Below are 11,854 nucleotides of genomic sequence, written 5' to 3'. Positions count from 1 at the left end.
TTTTGGCAACGCAGATGCCGTGCCGCAGCTGCCGGAGCGGTGCTTAAGCCGCAAGGCGGGAATTGTGCGGTGTTGCCTTAGCGTATCCGTTTTGCAGCGCAGCAAAACGCCTTATTATAAACCATACTGCCGGCAGTTTTTATTTCTGTTCATCAGTTTCTTCCGGCGCGTTTTCCAGTTCCTGGTGGCGTTTTTTATACTCCGAAATTGCCGCTTGCATCAGCGTAAAGGTGAACACGACCGTAATAACGCCGGTCACACCGGCAACAGCCAGGCTATGGGTCGCAAACATCATGACCACTGCGGAAAGCACACCACCGACCAGGCTGCCCACAATGCTGGTACTAAGGCTGGCCTTGATGTGGCGGTCCCAAATGCCATTGCGCAGGCATTCTTCCAGCGTGTAAAGGCACGCGGCCATAAACACGATCCATTCCCCTGCCATCTGGCTGATGTCCGCCTGCATCATAAGCTGGAATATCATAACGGCAAACAGGCCCCACCACATCAGCCAGAAGCCGCGGCTTTCAATTTTGCGCAGGGTCTGTTCCTGCATTTCGTCCAGCTGGTTCTTTTTGCTGAAAATATTTTGTTTCATTTATGGTTCCTCCCAGAACAGTTCGTCCAATGTTTTGCCAAGTGCCTTGCAGATCGCGCGGCACAGGTTGATGGTGGGGTTATACTCCCCTTTTTCAATCGCGTTGATGGTCTGGCGCGAAACGCCGACGGCTTCGGCCAAAGCGGCCTGTGTCATATCTTTTTCGGCACGGGCAGCTTTTAGTTTCAGGTTTTTGGGCATATGGCTCCCCTTTTCTTGCATCCTTTTGTGGCAGTCCCTTGCTTTGCTGCTGTGATTGCAGTATAGCATGTGCCTTACATTATGTCAACTATATATTACATTTTGTCATCTTGTAAATTGCCTCTTCTTGCCTTTCCCGGGTGGCTATGCTATCATGGTACCAGTGTTATTTTATTATGATTAAGGGGGCTACCCATGAAATACGGATTTTTGCGCACAGCAGCCGTCAGCCCTGCGCTGCATGTTGCTGACTGTGCCTACAATACGCAGCAGATCATTGCCGCCATGCGCGCACAGACTGTTGCCGGAACCAAACTGCTCTGCCTGCCGGAGTTTACCCTGACCGGCTATACCTGCAGCGATCTGTTTTTGCAGGAAACACTGTGCCGCGGCGCCGAGGATGGGCTGATTCAGATTCTCGATGCCAGCAAAGAGCTGGACGTGGTGGCGTTGGTTGGCCTGCCGGTGCGCCATAACGGCAAGCTGTACAACTGTGCAGCGGTTGTTTGCAAGGGGCAACTGTTGGGCCTTGTACCCAAAACCTACCTGCCCAATTACGGCGAGTTTTACGAGCGCCGCCATTTTGTGCCGGGCCCAAAAGATGCGTTTGAAATCACCTTTGCCGGGCAGCGCACTCTGTTTGGCACCAACCTGCTGTTTGCCTGCCGCGAGATGCCGGAGTTTGTGCTTGGGGTGGAAATCTGTGAGGACCTTTGGGCCCCTGTGCCCCCCAGCTGTAGCCATGCGCTGGCCGGGGCAACGGTGGTTGCAAACCTTTCTGCCAGCGATGAAACGGTAGGCAAAGCTGCCTACCGCCGGGAGCTGGTGGCTGGGCAGAGCGCCCGCCTGCTGTGCGGTTATGTGTATGCTGACGCCGGGCACGGTGAAAGCACCACCGATATGACCTTTGCCGCCCACAATCTGATTGCGGAAAACGGTACACTGCTGTGCGAGGCCGAGCCTTTCGCCAACGGTACCGCCGCAACCGAGCTGGACCTTGGCCGCATGGTGCAGGAGCGTATCCGCAACACGACCTTTGTGCCGGATGCCGCCGGATACACGACCATCAGCTTTGATTTGGAAGTGGCAGAAGCACCGCTGACGCGGTTTGTTTCCCCCACGCCATTTGTGCCGCAGAATGATGCTGCTCGCGCCGAGCGCTGCGAGCTGATTTTGCGCATCCAGGCTGAGGGCCTTGCCAAGCGTATGGAGCACACCCACGCCAAGTGCGCTGTTGTGGGTATTTCCGGCGGGTTGGATTCCTGCCTGGCTTTGCTGGTTGCCGTGCGCGCCTGCAAGGTGCTGGGCCGTGGCCCCAAGGACATTATTGCCATTACCATGCCCTGCTTTGGAACTACCAAGCGCACTCGCTCCAACGCGGAGATTCTGTGCGAAGCACTGGGCGTCAGCTTTACCGAAATCAACATTACCAACACGGTGGAAAGCCACTTTGCTGATATCGGCCAAGACCCGCACACCTATGATGTGACCTTTGAAAACTGCCAGGCCCGTGTGCGCACGCTGGAATTGATGGATTACGCCAACAAGAACGGCGGCTTTGTGATCGGCACCGGAGATTTGAGCGAGCTGGCCCTCGGCTGGGCCACCTACAACGGCGACCACATGAGCATGTACGGTGTGAACGCCGGGGTGCCCAAAACACTGGTGCGCCACATTGTGCAGTATGTGGCCGATACCTGCGGCCAGCCGGTGCTGCGTGATGTGCTGGTGGATATTCTGGATACCCCAGTCAGCCCGGAGCTGCTGCCCTCCGCCGCGGATGGCACCATTGCCCAGCAGACCGAAAAGCTGGTTGGGCCGTATGAGCTGCATGATTTTTACCTGTATTATGTGCTGCGCTTTGGGTTTGGACCCGCCAAGATTTATCACCTGGCGTTGGCCGCATTTGCCGGGCGGTATGAGCCGGAAGTGCTGCTGGCCTGGCTGCGCAACTTCTACCGCCGGTTCTTTGCCCAGCAGTTCAAGCGCAGCTGCCTGCCAGATGGACCGAAGGTTGGTTCCGTCACCCTCAGCCCCCGCGCCGACTGGCGTATGCCGAGCGATGCCTGCAACGCTTTGTGGCTGAAAGAATTGGATGAGATCGAGGCAAAATAAACTTGCTGTTCTATCTCTGATTTCCATTATTTTCAATTCTTATCGCTTCACGGCGTTATAAAATAGCAAAAGCTCCCTGCCTGGTTACCGTACAGCCGGTAAAACAGGCAGGGAGCATTTTGTTTGTTATTTTATGCCGCTTGGAATGACCACCGAGCGGCGGTCATCCGGGGCATCAGGTGCCGTAATGGGAAAGGAACTGTTTGGTGCGTTCCTCGTGCGGGTGTTCGATCACCTGGTGGGCAGGGCCTTCCTCGACCACCACGCCGCCATCCATAAACAGGATGCGGTCTGCCACATCGCGCGCAAAAGACATTTCGTGCGTGACAATGATCATGGTAGTTTTCTGGTCGGCCAGATCGCGCAGAACGCGCAGAACTTCGCCGGTCAGCTCCGGGTCAAGGGCGCTGGTTGGTTCATCAAAGCAAAGGATATCCGGTTCCAGCGCCAGGGCGCGGGCAATAGCCACACGCTGTTGCTGGCCGCCGGAAAGCTGGTGCGGGTAATGGTTTTCCCGCTCCGAAAGGCCCATCTGTGCCAGAAGGGTGCGAGCTTTTTCTTCCAGTTCCGCATGAATAGCTTTGCGGTTGGCTTTATACTCCGGTTTTTCTTTTGCCAGCAGCTCCCCGGCCAGGGTAATGTTCTGCAAAGCCGTATACTGCGGGAAAAGGTTGAAGTTTTGGAACACAAGGCCGAAATGCAGGCGCTTTTTGCGCACTTCACTTTCACGGTGGGTGGCCGGGTCAGCGGCATCCCACAGGGTTTTGCCGTCCACACGGATCACACCGGTATCCGGCGTTTCCAAAAAGTTCAGGCAGCGCAGCAACGTTGTTTTGCCGGAGCCGGAAGAACCGATGATGGCCAGTGCTTCGCCTTTTTCCAGGTTGAGAGAGATGTTTTGCAGCACATGGGTACTGCCAAAGTTTTTGCTGATGCCGGTAACTTCCAAAAGTGCCATATGTACGTCCCCCTTACCGGAAATAGCTGAGCTTTTTTTCCAGCCAGTTGAACAGCAGGGTCATTGCCCCGACAAACACCAGGAAGAAAAGCGCGGTGGAGAACAGCGGCCAGATCAAGCCCTTGGCGCTGTATTCCTTTGCCATCATGATGATTTCCTTGTTGGCGATCACATTGGCAAGGGAGGTATCTTTGATCAAGGTCATGACCTCATTGCCCATGGGGGCCAGGATGCGCTTGATGACCTGCAGCAGCGTAACGCGGAAAAAAATCTGACTCTTGGTCATGCCAAGCACCTGCCCAGCTTCCGTCTGGCCAACGGGAACAGACTCAATACCGCCGCGGTAAATTTCGGAAAAATAGCAGGCGTAATTGATGACAAACGCCACCACCGCCGCCAGCAGGCGGCCATTGGTGCTGGAACCCCAAGGACTGGCAAAGCCCATCAGACCGGGGCCAAGGTAGATAACGATGATTTGCAGCATCAACGGCGTGCCACGGATGATCCACACAAAGGTTTTGACCACGCCCCGCAGCGGTGTGAACCGGCTCATGGAGCCAAGTGACACCAAAAGGCCAAGCGGCAGGGCAAACAACAGCGTCAGCCCAAAAAGCTGACAGTTCATTAGGAAGGCGCTGGTCAGGCGGCTCCAAATCACACCCGCTTCCCCCATGATCAGTCTGCCAGGGTCAGGCCGTATTTGTCGGCCAGGGTCTGCATGGTACCGTCCGCTTTCAGTTCATCGAAAGCAGTATCCACAGCGGCGGCGACATCGCTGCCCTTGCGGAAAGCAGCACCGTATTCTTCCACATTCAGCTCGTCCTTGATGACAAGGTTTGCATAGTCGGTGCCTTCGCCGATCATAGCGCTAGCCAGGGTCAGGTCCAGAACAGCGGCGTCAGCGGTGCCGGCAGCAACTTCCATCAGGCAGTCGGTCTGCACGCTCTTGGCAACAAAGTCTGCCTGCTGCAGGCCCTCGTCCTCTTCAATGGTAGTTTCGCCAGCAGATCCGGACTCAGCCACAACGGTCTTACCGGCAAGGTCTGCGGTGGAGGTGTAATCGGCGTCAGCCTTCATCACAACCACCTGTGCATTCTTGACGTAAGGCTTGGTGCAGGCCATATTGGTCTCGCGGTCATCGGTCAGGGTCAGGCCGTTCCAGATGCAGTCAATGCTCTTGGCAGCCAGCTCGGTCTCTTTGGTATCCCAGTTGATCTCGACAAAATCCGGCTCCACACCCAGCTTTTCACACACAGCTGTTGCCAGTTCGGTATCAAAACCGGTAAAGGTACCGCTTTCATCGGTGTAGTTCATCGGCTCATACACGGTGTAGCCGATGGTCATTTTGCCCTTGTTCTGCAGGTAGGCCAAGTCGCTGTCTGCAGCGGCGCTGTCAGCGGTGGATGCTGCCGTGCTTTCGGCAGAGCTTTTCGTGACGCTTGCAGCTGCACTGCTGCTGGAGCCGCAGGCCGCAAGGCTGAGGGCAAACATGCCCGCCACAGCAAAAGAAATCAACTTTTTCATAACATTTCCTCCCTTATCTATACCAGTGCTGAGCAAGTTCTCCGCACCATTCCTGCAGTGCTGCACATTTGCACTGCACGCCAACCTTGTGCTTTAGTGCGCCGAAGAGGTTGACTATTAGTTTATAATACCCTCTTTTGCTATTTTTTGCAATACTTATTCATGATTCCTGCATAAAAAGCAAAACCGGCAAGGTTTGACTGCGGTTATGCAGCGCTTCCCTGCCGGTCATGGTTTATCTTACCTCCACAACGGTGATATCCTGCGCGCTCAGGCCCTTGCACTTGCCTAAAACGGCATCCCGGATGCGGGTCACTTCATCCGCGGTCAGGGCGTCGTTTTCTGTCATAACGGTGATATCCGCGCGTCCCTCCCCAATGCTGACAACACAGTCCGCAAAGCCTTTGGATTTAATCAGGCTTTCAATGCTGGATTCCACCGTGATGCTGCTGATCTGGTTTTGCAGCTTTTGGGTAATGCTGTCTTTTTCGCTTTCGCTCAAATCCGCACTTTTCAGTGTCTTTTTGATAGCGTCCAGTGCCTCGTCCCGCGCTTTGGAGCGGTTCAGACGTGCCTGTTCAAAAAATTCCGTACCGGAATCCTTGCTGACGCTGACAAGCTGGGCTTCGCCGTAATTTTTGCCTGCCTGCCCGCCCGATTCCATTTCTTCCGCTGCATCCGCCTGGGCGGCGGTCTGAGGTTCACTTTCCAGCGGATCAAACACTGCCTGGGCGGTCATGGGTTCCACCGCCGCGTTTGTTTCCGGCTGCCGGGCGGCAGTCTGTACCGTGTCCTCGTCAGCTTCCGCCGAAGTCTGCACAACGGCTTCCGGCGTTCCCGCCTGCGGGGTGCGCCCGGCGAACGACCAGTTCAAAAACACTGCACCGCCCAACGCCAGGGTAAGCGCCGCCAATGTGGCATACCGTTTGGTTGCTCTGCCTTCCATATCGTTAGCCCTCCCTATGATTGCATTTTGTTTACGGTAATATGGCTGGCCCCCACGCCGGTCAGGGCGCTGACCAGTTCTGTGATGCGGCGCTGGGTCCCGGCATTACCCCCGCCCTGGCAAAGCACGGCCACGCCGCGCACCTGCGGTGCCTGAACCGACTGCACCACCGGCTGTGCACCGGCCAGCAGATGGGTGCGCTGGCTGGCGGCGCTGCTGCGGGTGTCCTCGCTGGTTTTCTCTATCCGGGTATCCGCTGCATAGGTGGTTTCCTCCCCGCAGTCCAGCGTTACCATAACAACGGTTTCGCCTGCGCCGTCCATGGCACGGATCAGGGCGGCAAGGCGGGTTTCCAGCTGCTGTTCATACTCCGCTGCCGTCTGGCTCTGCTGGCTGCTCTGCGCGGCATTTTGTGTGCTTTGCCTGGCTGGCAGCCATTCCGACATACAGAGCAGCAGCATGCCCGCCAGGCCGGATACCAACAAGAGATTGATACGCTTTTTATCATCCTTCCACGCCGCCTGCAGCCAGGCGATACTCTGTTTTGCGGTCATTGGGTGTTCTCCAGCGTATAGGGCAGGTCCCCCGCAAAATTTTGCAGCAGGGTTTCCGCCTGTTCCCGGTCCGCCGGGTAAACCAGCCGCACATGCACGCCGCCCGCCTGCGGCTGCACAACGGATTCGATGCCGCTTTGCCGCAAAAGCTTTTGCAGTGCTGCGGCGGATTCCTGCATGGCAAGCTCTGCGCCGTAAGCGGTATAGTCCTCGCCGGGGGCGCTCTGGCTGGCAAAGTTTTGGAGCTGCGCGGCAAAGCCCTGCCAGTTCATGCCGGATACCGCATGGAGGACCGATGTTATAATATACAGCGTAAGCACCGCATTTATGACTGGCTTGAACCCATTTTGCGGCCAGAATGTCCGCACCAGCCCAGCCAGGGCGGACAAGATGCAGCAAACCAGTGCCGCGTGGCACAGCGTATCCATAAGTCAGCCCCCATTCCCGCCAAGCAGCAGCAACAGCGTGGATAGAATTACCAGAAAGAAATATAGTACCAAGATAGCCCCGCACAGCCGCGTCCCCTGGCCAAATAGGGTGCAGATCTGCTTGCTGCGCTTTTGCCCCAGTCCCGCCGCCAGAATGCCCATGCCGGAAAACACCAGCCAGTACAGCCCGCACTGCGCCAGCACCGGGGCAAACGCTGCCCCCAGGGCCGCCACCGCCGCCAACGCCAATGAGCCTTTGAGTAGTCCGATTGCGGCGGAAGCACTGCCCAGAGCCGCCGCAGCGGCATCCCCCACGACGGGCACGGCAGCACTCAGCACGCTTTTGCCGATTTTTAAGGCTGCACGGTCAGTCCCGGCGGCCAACACATTTTGCAGCCCCAGCACAAAGGTAAACAGCATACCGCACAGTTTGAGCGCAAAGGTAAAACAGCGGGCAAACAGGTTTGCGGCATCGGCAATGCCACTATCCCCCCAAAGGGCCGCAGAAACGGAAAAGCAGAAATAGATTTGCAGCAGCGGCAGCAGTAAGTTTTGCAGCACTTCCGCCAGAAAGGCCGCCATGGCATAAAACATCGTGCTGTACACGGCAGCTCCGGCGGTTTGGCCCGCCAGCAGTACTACCCCGGCAAACACCGGCACAAAACCGGATACATACAACTGGCTGGTGTTGGCTGCCTGGGCAACCTGCTGCACGAGAGATGTCATTTGATTCAGCGCAATGGTGCCAAAGCCGAGCACAGCCACAAGGTCCACACAGTCCCGCCAGGCACCACCGTCCGCCATCAGCCCAACACAGCTGGAAAGCAGCAAAAACAGCACCGCGCGCCGGGCCAGTTGCAGCGGCTGCCCCCAGGCGTTTTTCAGCCAACCAGCCAGCGTTTGCAGCAGCTCCTGCAAGGTAATGTGAACGAGCTTGTCCGGCGTCAGTTCGCTTTGCTGCAAAATCTGCTGCACCCCAGCGGGCAGTTCTGCCGCGGCGGCTGGCAGCGGGAAGGCTATCACGATAAAAAGGACAAAAACGAGGCCAGCAAGCTTTGCAGCAGAGGCAATGCCTGCAGCATAGCCAAAATGCGGCCCACGAATTCCATACAGAACGCGGCGGCAGCAAGGCCGGCTTCGCGGCAAAGGTCCGCCGCCAGCTGGGCCACAAAAGCGATGGCCAGCACCTGCAGCAGAATGCTGAACGAATCGCCGCCAGCCTGCCCGGCCAGCTGCTGCAGCCGGGCCAGCAGTGGGCGCAATTGCTGCACCGCGAACCACAGCAGCCCCGCCGCGCCGCACAAAGAAAGCAGGAACGCAAAGCCGGGCTGGTCCTTTTTTAAGCAGAGCACCAGCACGCAGACGACAATGGCAAGGGCGGCCGCTTTTAAGATAAGCATCGTTATCCATGACCAATCACAAATCAAACAGCGCTTTGATCAGCACAAACAAATCGCTGATTTGGCGCACCAGCATGCTAAGTACCACGATCAAGCCCGCAAGGGTGGTCATCATAGCCTGATCCTCCCGCCCAGAGCGGGTGAGCAGCTGGTTGAGCACCGCAACAATAATGCCGGTGGCCGCAATTTTGAATACAAGATCAATGTTCATGATGGTTCCCCTATAAAAAGCCGGCCGCGCTTTCGCCTTTTCAGTTATCCCCTGCTTCACCCCGCGGGCCAGAGCAGAATGGCCGCCAGCAGCCCGCCGCAAAGTCCCAGTTTAGGGGCAAGCACAGCGGCCTGCTGGGCGGCGGCATACTGGCCTTGGGCGGTGCGGTGGCACAGGGCGGCCAGCGTGCGCATGGTCTGCGGGGCCTGCTGCCTGCTGCACAGGGCAATGGTGTGCAGCCCGGCATGCAGCTCCGCTCCGCAGGTTTTAGCAAGCGGTGGGGGTAGGCGTAATTCCGCAAAGGATGCAGCATTCGGCGGGCAGTAGGCGGCAAACGCCGGGTGTTCCGCCGCGGCGGCCAGCAGCTCCGCACTGGGCAGGGCGCAAAAGGCAAGCTGGTCCGCCAGATAAGTAAGCAAACGCTCAAAGCCGCACACCGCCCGCCACTGTGCCCACAGCCGCTGGCAGTGCGCCTGGCCGGCAGCAAAGCCTGTACACACCAGCAGCACAGCTCCCAGCAAACGGCAGTACAGCATCATGCCAGGGTGCAGACCTTCACTGCATGGCCGGGGTTCACGCGGCCATCCAGCAGTACCAGGGTTTCAAAGGCCCCCATCGCCAGCAGGCGGGCAGTAGGCGGTTTGCGGTTCAGCGCTTCCAGGGTATCGCAATGGACACTTGCCACAAACACCACGCCGCAGGCCAGGCCCGCTTCCACGGCCTGGAGGTCCGCCTGGGTGCCCAGCTCATCACACACGATGACCTGAGGGTTCATGCAGCGCAGCGCCATCTGGATGGCCTGCGCTTTGGTGCAGCGGGTGTAGACATCGCAGTGTACGGTGTGTCCTGCCGTCAGCAGCTCGCCGCGCTCGTCCGCCACGCAGAAAATGCGGCGGGCGGTATCCAGATAGCGGATGATGCTGCGCAGGAAAGTTGTTTTGCCGCTGCCCGGCGTGCCTACGACTAGAATCCCGCCATTCAAGTCATCCAACGTGCGGCGAAGCTGGGGCGGCAGGACACAGGGCACCTGGCGCGCAACGCGGAGATTGAGAGATGTAATATCGGCAAAGCCCGCCGGGCCACACACCCCTGCCACCCCCACACGGCTGCCGCCGGGCAGGGTGAAATAGCCCTGTTTCAGCTCGTCCTCATAGGCATAGGCGGAGTCCCGGCAGAGGGCGGCAAAGCAGCTGCGCAGCATGCGCGGGCCGATGGCAAGGGCGGTTTGTGCTGCAGGCAACAGCTGCTGCGCCGGCTGCCAGGCCCCGCCCACCGTAAACTGCACCGCCTGCCCGGCGCGCAGGCGGATTTCCTGCACGCGGGCGGCGCGTTCCGGCGGCATGGCTTTGAGCTCGGTGCGCAGCGGTTCCGGCAAGAACTGGATCACGGAATAATACTCGTCCATTTGGGGTATCACCTCCACACCCCCACTGTATTCCGGGCAGCGGAGCAGTAGAACCAGCCGCGGCAAATTGTATGCAGCGGGCAGATTTCCACTGTGGCACAGTAGATTTTCCCGGTGGTTCCTGCTATACTGGAAGCAAAGTAAACGCTGCGTTGAATGCTGCTCAAAGGAGGGTATCTTTATGGATAAGTTCAGAACGGTTGCGCCCATCATCCTGATGCTTCTTACCGCACTGGTTGTGTTCTATGCGAATGTCAGCCTTTCCGGCAGCGGGTTTGGCGGTGCTATTTTGTTTGCCATGATCGTGGGCTTTGCCTGCGTGATCTATGTACTGGATAACCGCGAGTGATAACGCAAAGCAAAGGAGCTGCATGGGTATGACCTGCCGGGAATTGATTTATGATATTGAGCGTTACTGCCCGTTCAATGAGCAGGAAGAAAAGGACAAAGCCCTGATTTTGAATTGGATCAAAACAAATGATAACGCATTCAGCCGCGAAAACGCCGTGGCACACATGACGGCATCCGCCTGGGTGGTAAACAAGAACCGCAGCAAGGTGTTGATGGTATACCACAATATTTACCACTCCTGGTCCTGGCTGGGCGGGCACGCGGATGGCGAAACCGACCTGTTGGCTGTTGCCATTCGCGAGGTAAAAGAGGAAGCAGGAATCCGGCACGTACAGCCGGTTTCCAAAGAGATTTTCTCGCTAGAGTCACTTACCGTGGATGGGCATGTGAAGCGTGGATGCTATGTTTCCAGCCATCTGCATCTGAATGTAACTTATCTGCTGGAAGCCGACTCTGAGGAAGCGGTTGCCATTAAGGCGGACGAAAACAGCGGTGTGGCCTGGTTTACGCCGGAAGAAGCACTGGTAAAATCCACCGAGCCGTGGTTCGTGGAGCATGTGTACGCAAAGCTGCTGGAAAAGATGAAAACGATTTAGGGCAATACCGCATAATTCTAAGTGCCGATACGGCGAGCGAGGTGCGGCAGCTGCTAAGCCAAAAGCGCAGATAATACTTTGTGTATTATCGAGTATTTTGGCAACGCAGATGCCGTGCCGCAGCCGCCGGAGCGGTGCTTAAGCCGTAAGGCGGGAATTGTGCGGTATTGCCTTAGAGGTTTCACAAGATTCCACTATTAAAAGATGCAAAAAGGAGCAGCCAGATTAACCGGCTGCTCCTTTTATTTTTGTCTGTTTTTATGGTACCGCAAGATTTCAGTTTTCACAAATCATGCCGTAGCCATAGTGGTCATCCCCAAAATCGCGTTTATTGACCAGCTTTACGCCAAAATAGTGGGCATCAGGGTGGGAAAACCGCCCGAAAATGGTTGGACAACACTGTAAAACCGTGTCTAAAAATTGGTTGGCGAAATCGCCAATTTTCGGCGATACAACAAAAAAGACTGTGACAACTTTTTCATCACAGTCTTATGGAGGTGACGGGCAGATTTGAACTGCCGAATGAGGGTTTTGCAGACCCTTGCCTTACCACTTGGCCACGTCACC

The 11,854-nt window shown here is 56.9% G+C and carries 16 protein-coding genes and 1 tRNA gene; 3 read left to right on the top strand and 14 right to left on the bottom strand.

All coding sequences use genetic code 11. The annotated features are described in order from the left end of the window. Positions 1 to 139 precede the first annotated feature (139 nt). Both C4885_RS13365 and C4885_RS13360 read right to left on the bottom strand, forming a co-directional pair. Positions 140 to 598 carry a DUF6773 family protein gene (locus C4885_RS13365; RefSeq protein WP_114000808.1) on the bottom strand — a complete coding sequence of 153 codons (459 nt, stop codon included), beginning with the start codon at positions 596 to 598 and terminating at the stop codon, positions 140 to 142. After that, positions 599 to 799, bottom strand: coding sequence for a helix-turn-helix transcriptional regulator (locus tag C4885_RS13360; protein ID WP_114000807.1), 201 nt, complete (start codon positions 797 to 799; stop codon positions 599 to 601). A gap of 195 nt (positions 800 to 994) precedes the next feature. Between C4885_RS13360 and C4885_RS13355 the strand changes: the two genes are divergently transcribed. After that, complete coding sequence (locus C4885_RS13355; protein ID WP_114000806.1) at positions 995 to 2,914, top strand: NAD(+) synthase; 1,920 nt, start codon at positions 995 to 997, stop codon at positions 2,912 to 2,914. Positions 2,915 to 3,089: 175 nt separating this feature from the next. Here C4885_RS13355 and C4885_RS13350 read toward each other — a convergent pair whose 3' ends face one another. From C4885_RS13350 to C4885_RS13300, 11 genes are all read right to left on the bottom strand, one after another. Then, positions 3,090 to 3,872, bottom strand: coding sequence for an amino acid ABC transporter ATP-binding protein (locus C4885_RS13350; RefSeq protein WP_114000805.1), 783 nt, complete (start codon positions 3,870 to 3,872; stop codon positions 3,090 to 3,092). Between the two features lie 13 nt (positions 3,873 to 3,885). Then, positions 3,886 to 4,545, bottom strand: a complete 660-nt coding sequence (locus C4885_RS13345; protein WP_114000804.1) for an amino acid ABC transporter permease — start codon at positions 4,543 to 4,545, stop codon at positions 3,886 to 3,888. 2 nt (positions 4,546 to 4,547) lie between these two features. Next, a complete protein-coding gene (locus C4885_RS13340; protein WP_114000803.1) occupies positions 4,548 to 5,396 on the bottom strand; it encodes a transporter substrate-binding domain-containing protein in 849 nt (282 codons plus the stop codon). 235 nt (positions 5,397 to 5,631) lie between these two features. Then, positions 5,632 to 6,342 (bottom strand): SpoIIIAH-like family protein, encoded by a 711-nt coding sequence (locus C4885_RS13335; RefSeq protein ID WP_114000802.1) that lies wholly within the window; start codon positions 6,340 to 6,342, stop codon positions 5,632 to 5,634. Between the two features lie 14 nt (positions 6,343 to 6,356). Continuing rightward, positions 6,357 to 6,896: a stage III sporulation protein AG gene (locus tag C4885_RS13330; protein ID WP_114000801.1), complete on the bottom strand. Its 540-nt coding sequence runs from the start codon at positions 6,894 to 6,896 to the stop codon at positions 6,357 to 6,359. Continuing rightward, a complete protein-coding gene (locus C4885_RS13325; protein ID WP_114000800.1) occupies positions 6,893 to 7,324 on the bottom strand; it encodes a hypothetical protein in 432 nt (143 codons plus the stop codon). The genes C4885_RS13330 and C4885_RS13325 overlap by 4 nt, the downstream gene beginning before the upstream one ends. Positions 7,325 to 7,327: 3 nt before the next feature. After that, a complete protein-coding gene (locus C4885_RS13320) occupies positions 7,328 to 8,287 on the bottom strand; it encodes a hypothetical protein (protein WP_158538901.1) in 960 nt (319 codons plus the stop codon). A 56-nt stretch (positions 8,288 to 8,343) separates the two neighbouring features. Beyond that, entirely contained in the window at positions 8,344 to 8,724 is a 381-nt protein-coding gene (locus C4885_RS13315) for a stage III sporulation AC/AD family protein (RefSeq protein WP_114000798.1), read from the bottom strand. 16 nt (positions 8,725 to 8,740) lie between these two features. Continuing rightward, positions 8,741 to 8,935, bottom strand: a complete 195-nt coding sequence (gene spoIIIAC, locus C4885_RS13310) for a stage III sporulation protein AC (protein ID WP_114000797.1) — start codon at positions 8,933 to 8,935, stop codon at positions 8,741 to 8,743. Positions 8,936 to 8,991: 56 nt separating this feature from the next. Beyond that, complete coding sequence (locus C4885_RS13305; RefSeq protein WP_114000796.1) at positions 8,992 to 9,474, bottom strand: hypothetical protein; 483 nt, start codon at positions 9,472 to 9,474, stop codon at positions 8,992 to 8,994. Beyond that, positions 9,471 to 10,340 (bottom strand): ATPase, T2SS/T4P/T4SS family, encoded by an 870-nt coding sequence (locus tag C4885_RS13300; protein WP_158538900.1) that lies wholly within the window; start codon positions 10,338 to 10,340, stop codon positions 9,471 to 9,473. The genes C4885_RS13305 and C4885_RS13300 overlap by 4 nt, the downstream gene beginning before the upstream one ends. A 181-nt stretch (positions 10,341 to 10,521) precedes the next feature. On the opposite strand from C4885_RS13300, the gene C4885_RS16520 reads away from it, so the two are divergent. Both C4885_RS16520 and C4885_RS13295 read left to right on the top strand, forming a co-directional pair. Next, positions 10,522 to 10,689, top strand: coding sequence for a hypothetical protein (locus C4885_RS16520; protein ID WP_158538899.1), 168 nt, complete (start codon positions 10,522 to 10,524; stop codon positions 10,687 to 10,689). Between the two features lie 28 nt (positions 10,690 to 10,717). Then, positions 10,718 to 11,287, top strand: coding sequence for an NUDIX hydrolase (locus C4885_RS13295; RefSeq protein ID WP_114000794.1), 570 nt, complete (start codon positions 10,718 to 10,720; stop codon positions 11,285 to 11,287). A gap of 492 nt (positions 11,288 to 11,779) precedes the next feature. Here C4885_RS13295 and C4885_RS13290 read toward each other — a convergent pair. Further along, positions 11,780 to 11,854: transfer RNA gene (locus tag C4885_RS13290), tRNA-Cys, on the bottom strand.

The organism is Subdoligranulum sp. APC924/74 (genome assembly GCF_003324125.1).
In the GTDB taxonomy this organism is placed as follows: Bacteria; Bacillota; Clostridia; order Oscillospirales; family Ruminococcaceae; genus Gemmiger; species Gemmiger qucibialis.
The sequence above is the reverse complement of the archived record's forward strand: the minus strand, read 5'-3'. Positions and strand labels throughout refer to the sequence as shown.

What these genes read in the sequence shown, in the direction of transcription:
- C4885_RS13355 (WP_114000806.1), top strand. Translation starts at nt 995, where the DNA reads ATGAAATACGGATTTTTGCGCACAGCAGCCGTCAGCCCTGCGCTGCAT.
- C4885_RS13340 (WP_114000803.1), bottom strand. Translation starts at nt 5,396, where the DNA reads ATGAAAAAGTTGATTTCTTTTGCTGTGGCGGGCATGTTTGCCCTCAGC.
- C4885_RS13365 (WP_114000808.1), bottom strand. Translation starts at nt 598, where the DNA reads ATGAAACAAAATATTTTCAGCAAAAAGAACCAGCTGGACGAAATGCAG.
- C4885_RS13350 (WP_114000805.1), bottom strand. Translation starts at nt 3,872, where the DNA reads ATGGCACTTTTGGAAGTTACCGGCATCAGCAAAAACTTTGGCAGTACC.
- C4885_RS13315 (WP_114000798.1), bottom strand. Translation starts at nt 8,724, where the DNA reads ATGCTTATCTTAAAAGCGGCCGCCCTTGCCATTGTCGTCTGCGTGCTG.
- C4885_RS13345 (WP_114000804.1), bottom strand. Translation starts at nt 4,545, where the DNA reads ATGGGGGAAGCGGGTGTGATTTGGAGCCGCCTGACCAGCGCCTTCCTA.
- C4885_RS13295 (WP_114000794.1), top strand. Translation starts at nt 10,718, where the DNA reads ATGACCTGCCGGGAATTGATTTATGATATTGAGCGTTACTGCCCGTTC.
- C4885_RS13305 (WP_114000796.1), bottom strand. Translation starts at nt 9,474, where the DNA reads ATGATGCTGTACTGCCGTTTGCTGGGAGCTGTGCTGCTGGTGTGTACA.
- C4885_RS13335 (WP_114000802.1), bottom strand. Translation starts at nt 6,342, where the DNA reads ATGGAAGGCAGAGCAACCAAACGGTATGCCACATTGGCGGCGCTTACC.
- spoIIIAC (WP_114000797.1), bottom strand. Translation starts at nt 8,935, where the DNA reads ATGAACATTGATCTTGTATTCAAAATTGCGGCCACCGGCATTATTGTT.
- C4885_RS16520 (WP_158538899.1), top strand. Translation starts at nt 10,522, where the DNA reads ATGGATAAGTTCAGAACGGTTGCGCCCATCATCCTGATGCTTCTTACC.
- C4885_RS13330 (WP_114000801.1), bottom strand. Translation starts at nt 6,896, where the DNA reads ATGACCGCAAAACAGAGTATCGCCTGGCTGCAGGCGGCGTGGAAGGAT.
- C4885_RS13360 (WP_114000807.1), bottom strand. Translation starts at nt 799, where the DNA reads ATGCCCAAAAACCTGAAACTAAAAGCTGCCCGTGCCGAAAAAGATATG.
- C4885_RS13300 (WP_158538900.1), bottom strand. Translation starts at nt 10,340, where the DNA reads ATGGACGAGTATTATTCCGTGATCCAGTTCTTGCCGGAACCGCTGCGC.
- C4885_RS13325 (WP_114000800.1), bottom strand. Translation starts at nt 7,324, where the DNA reads ATGGATACGCTGTGCCACGCGGCACTGGTTTGCTGCATCTTGTCCGCC.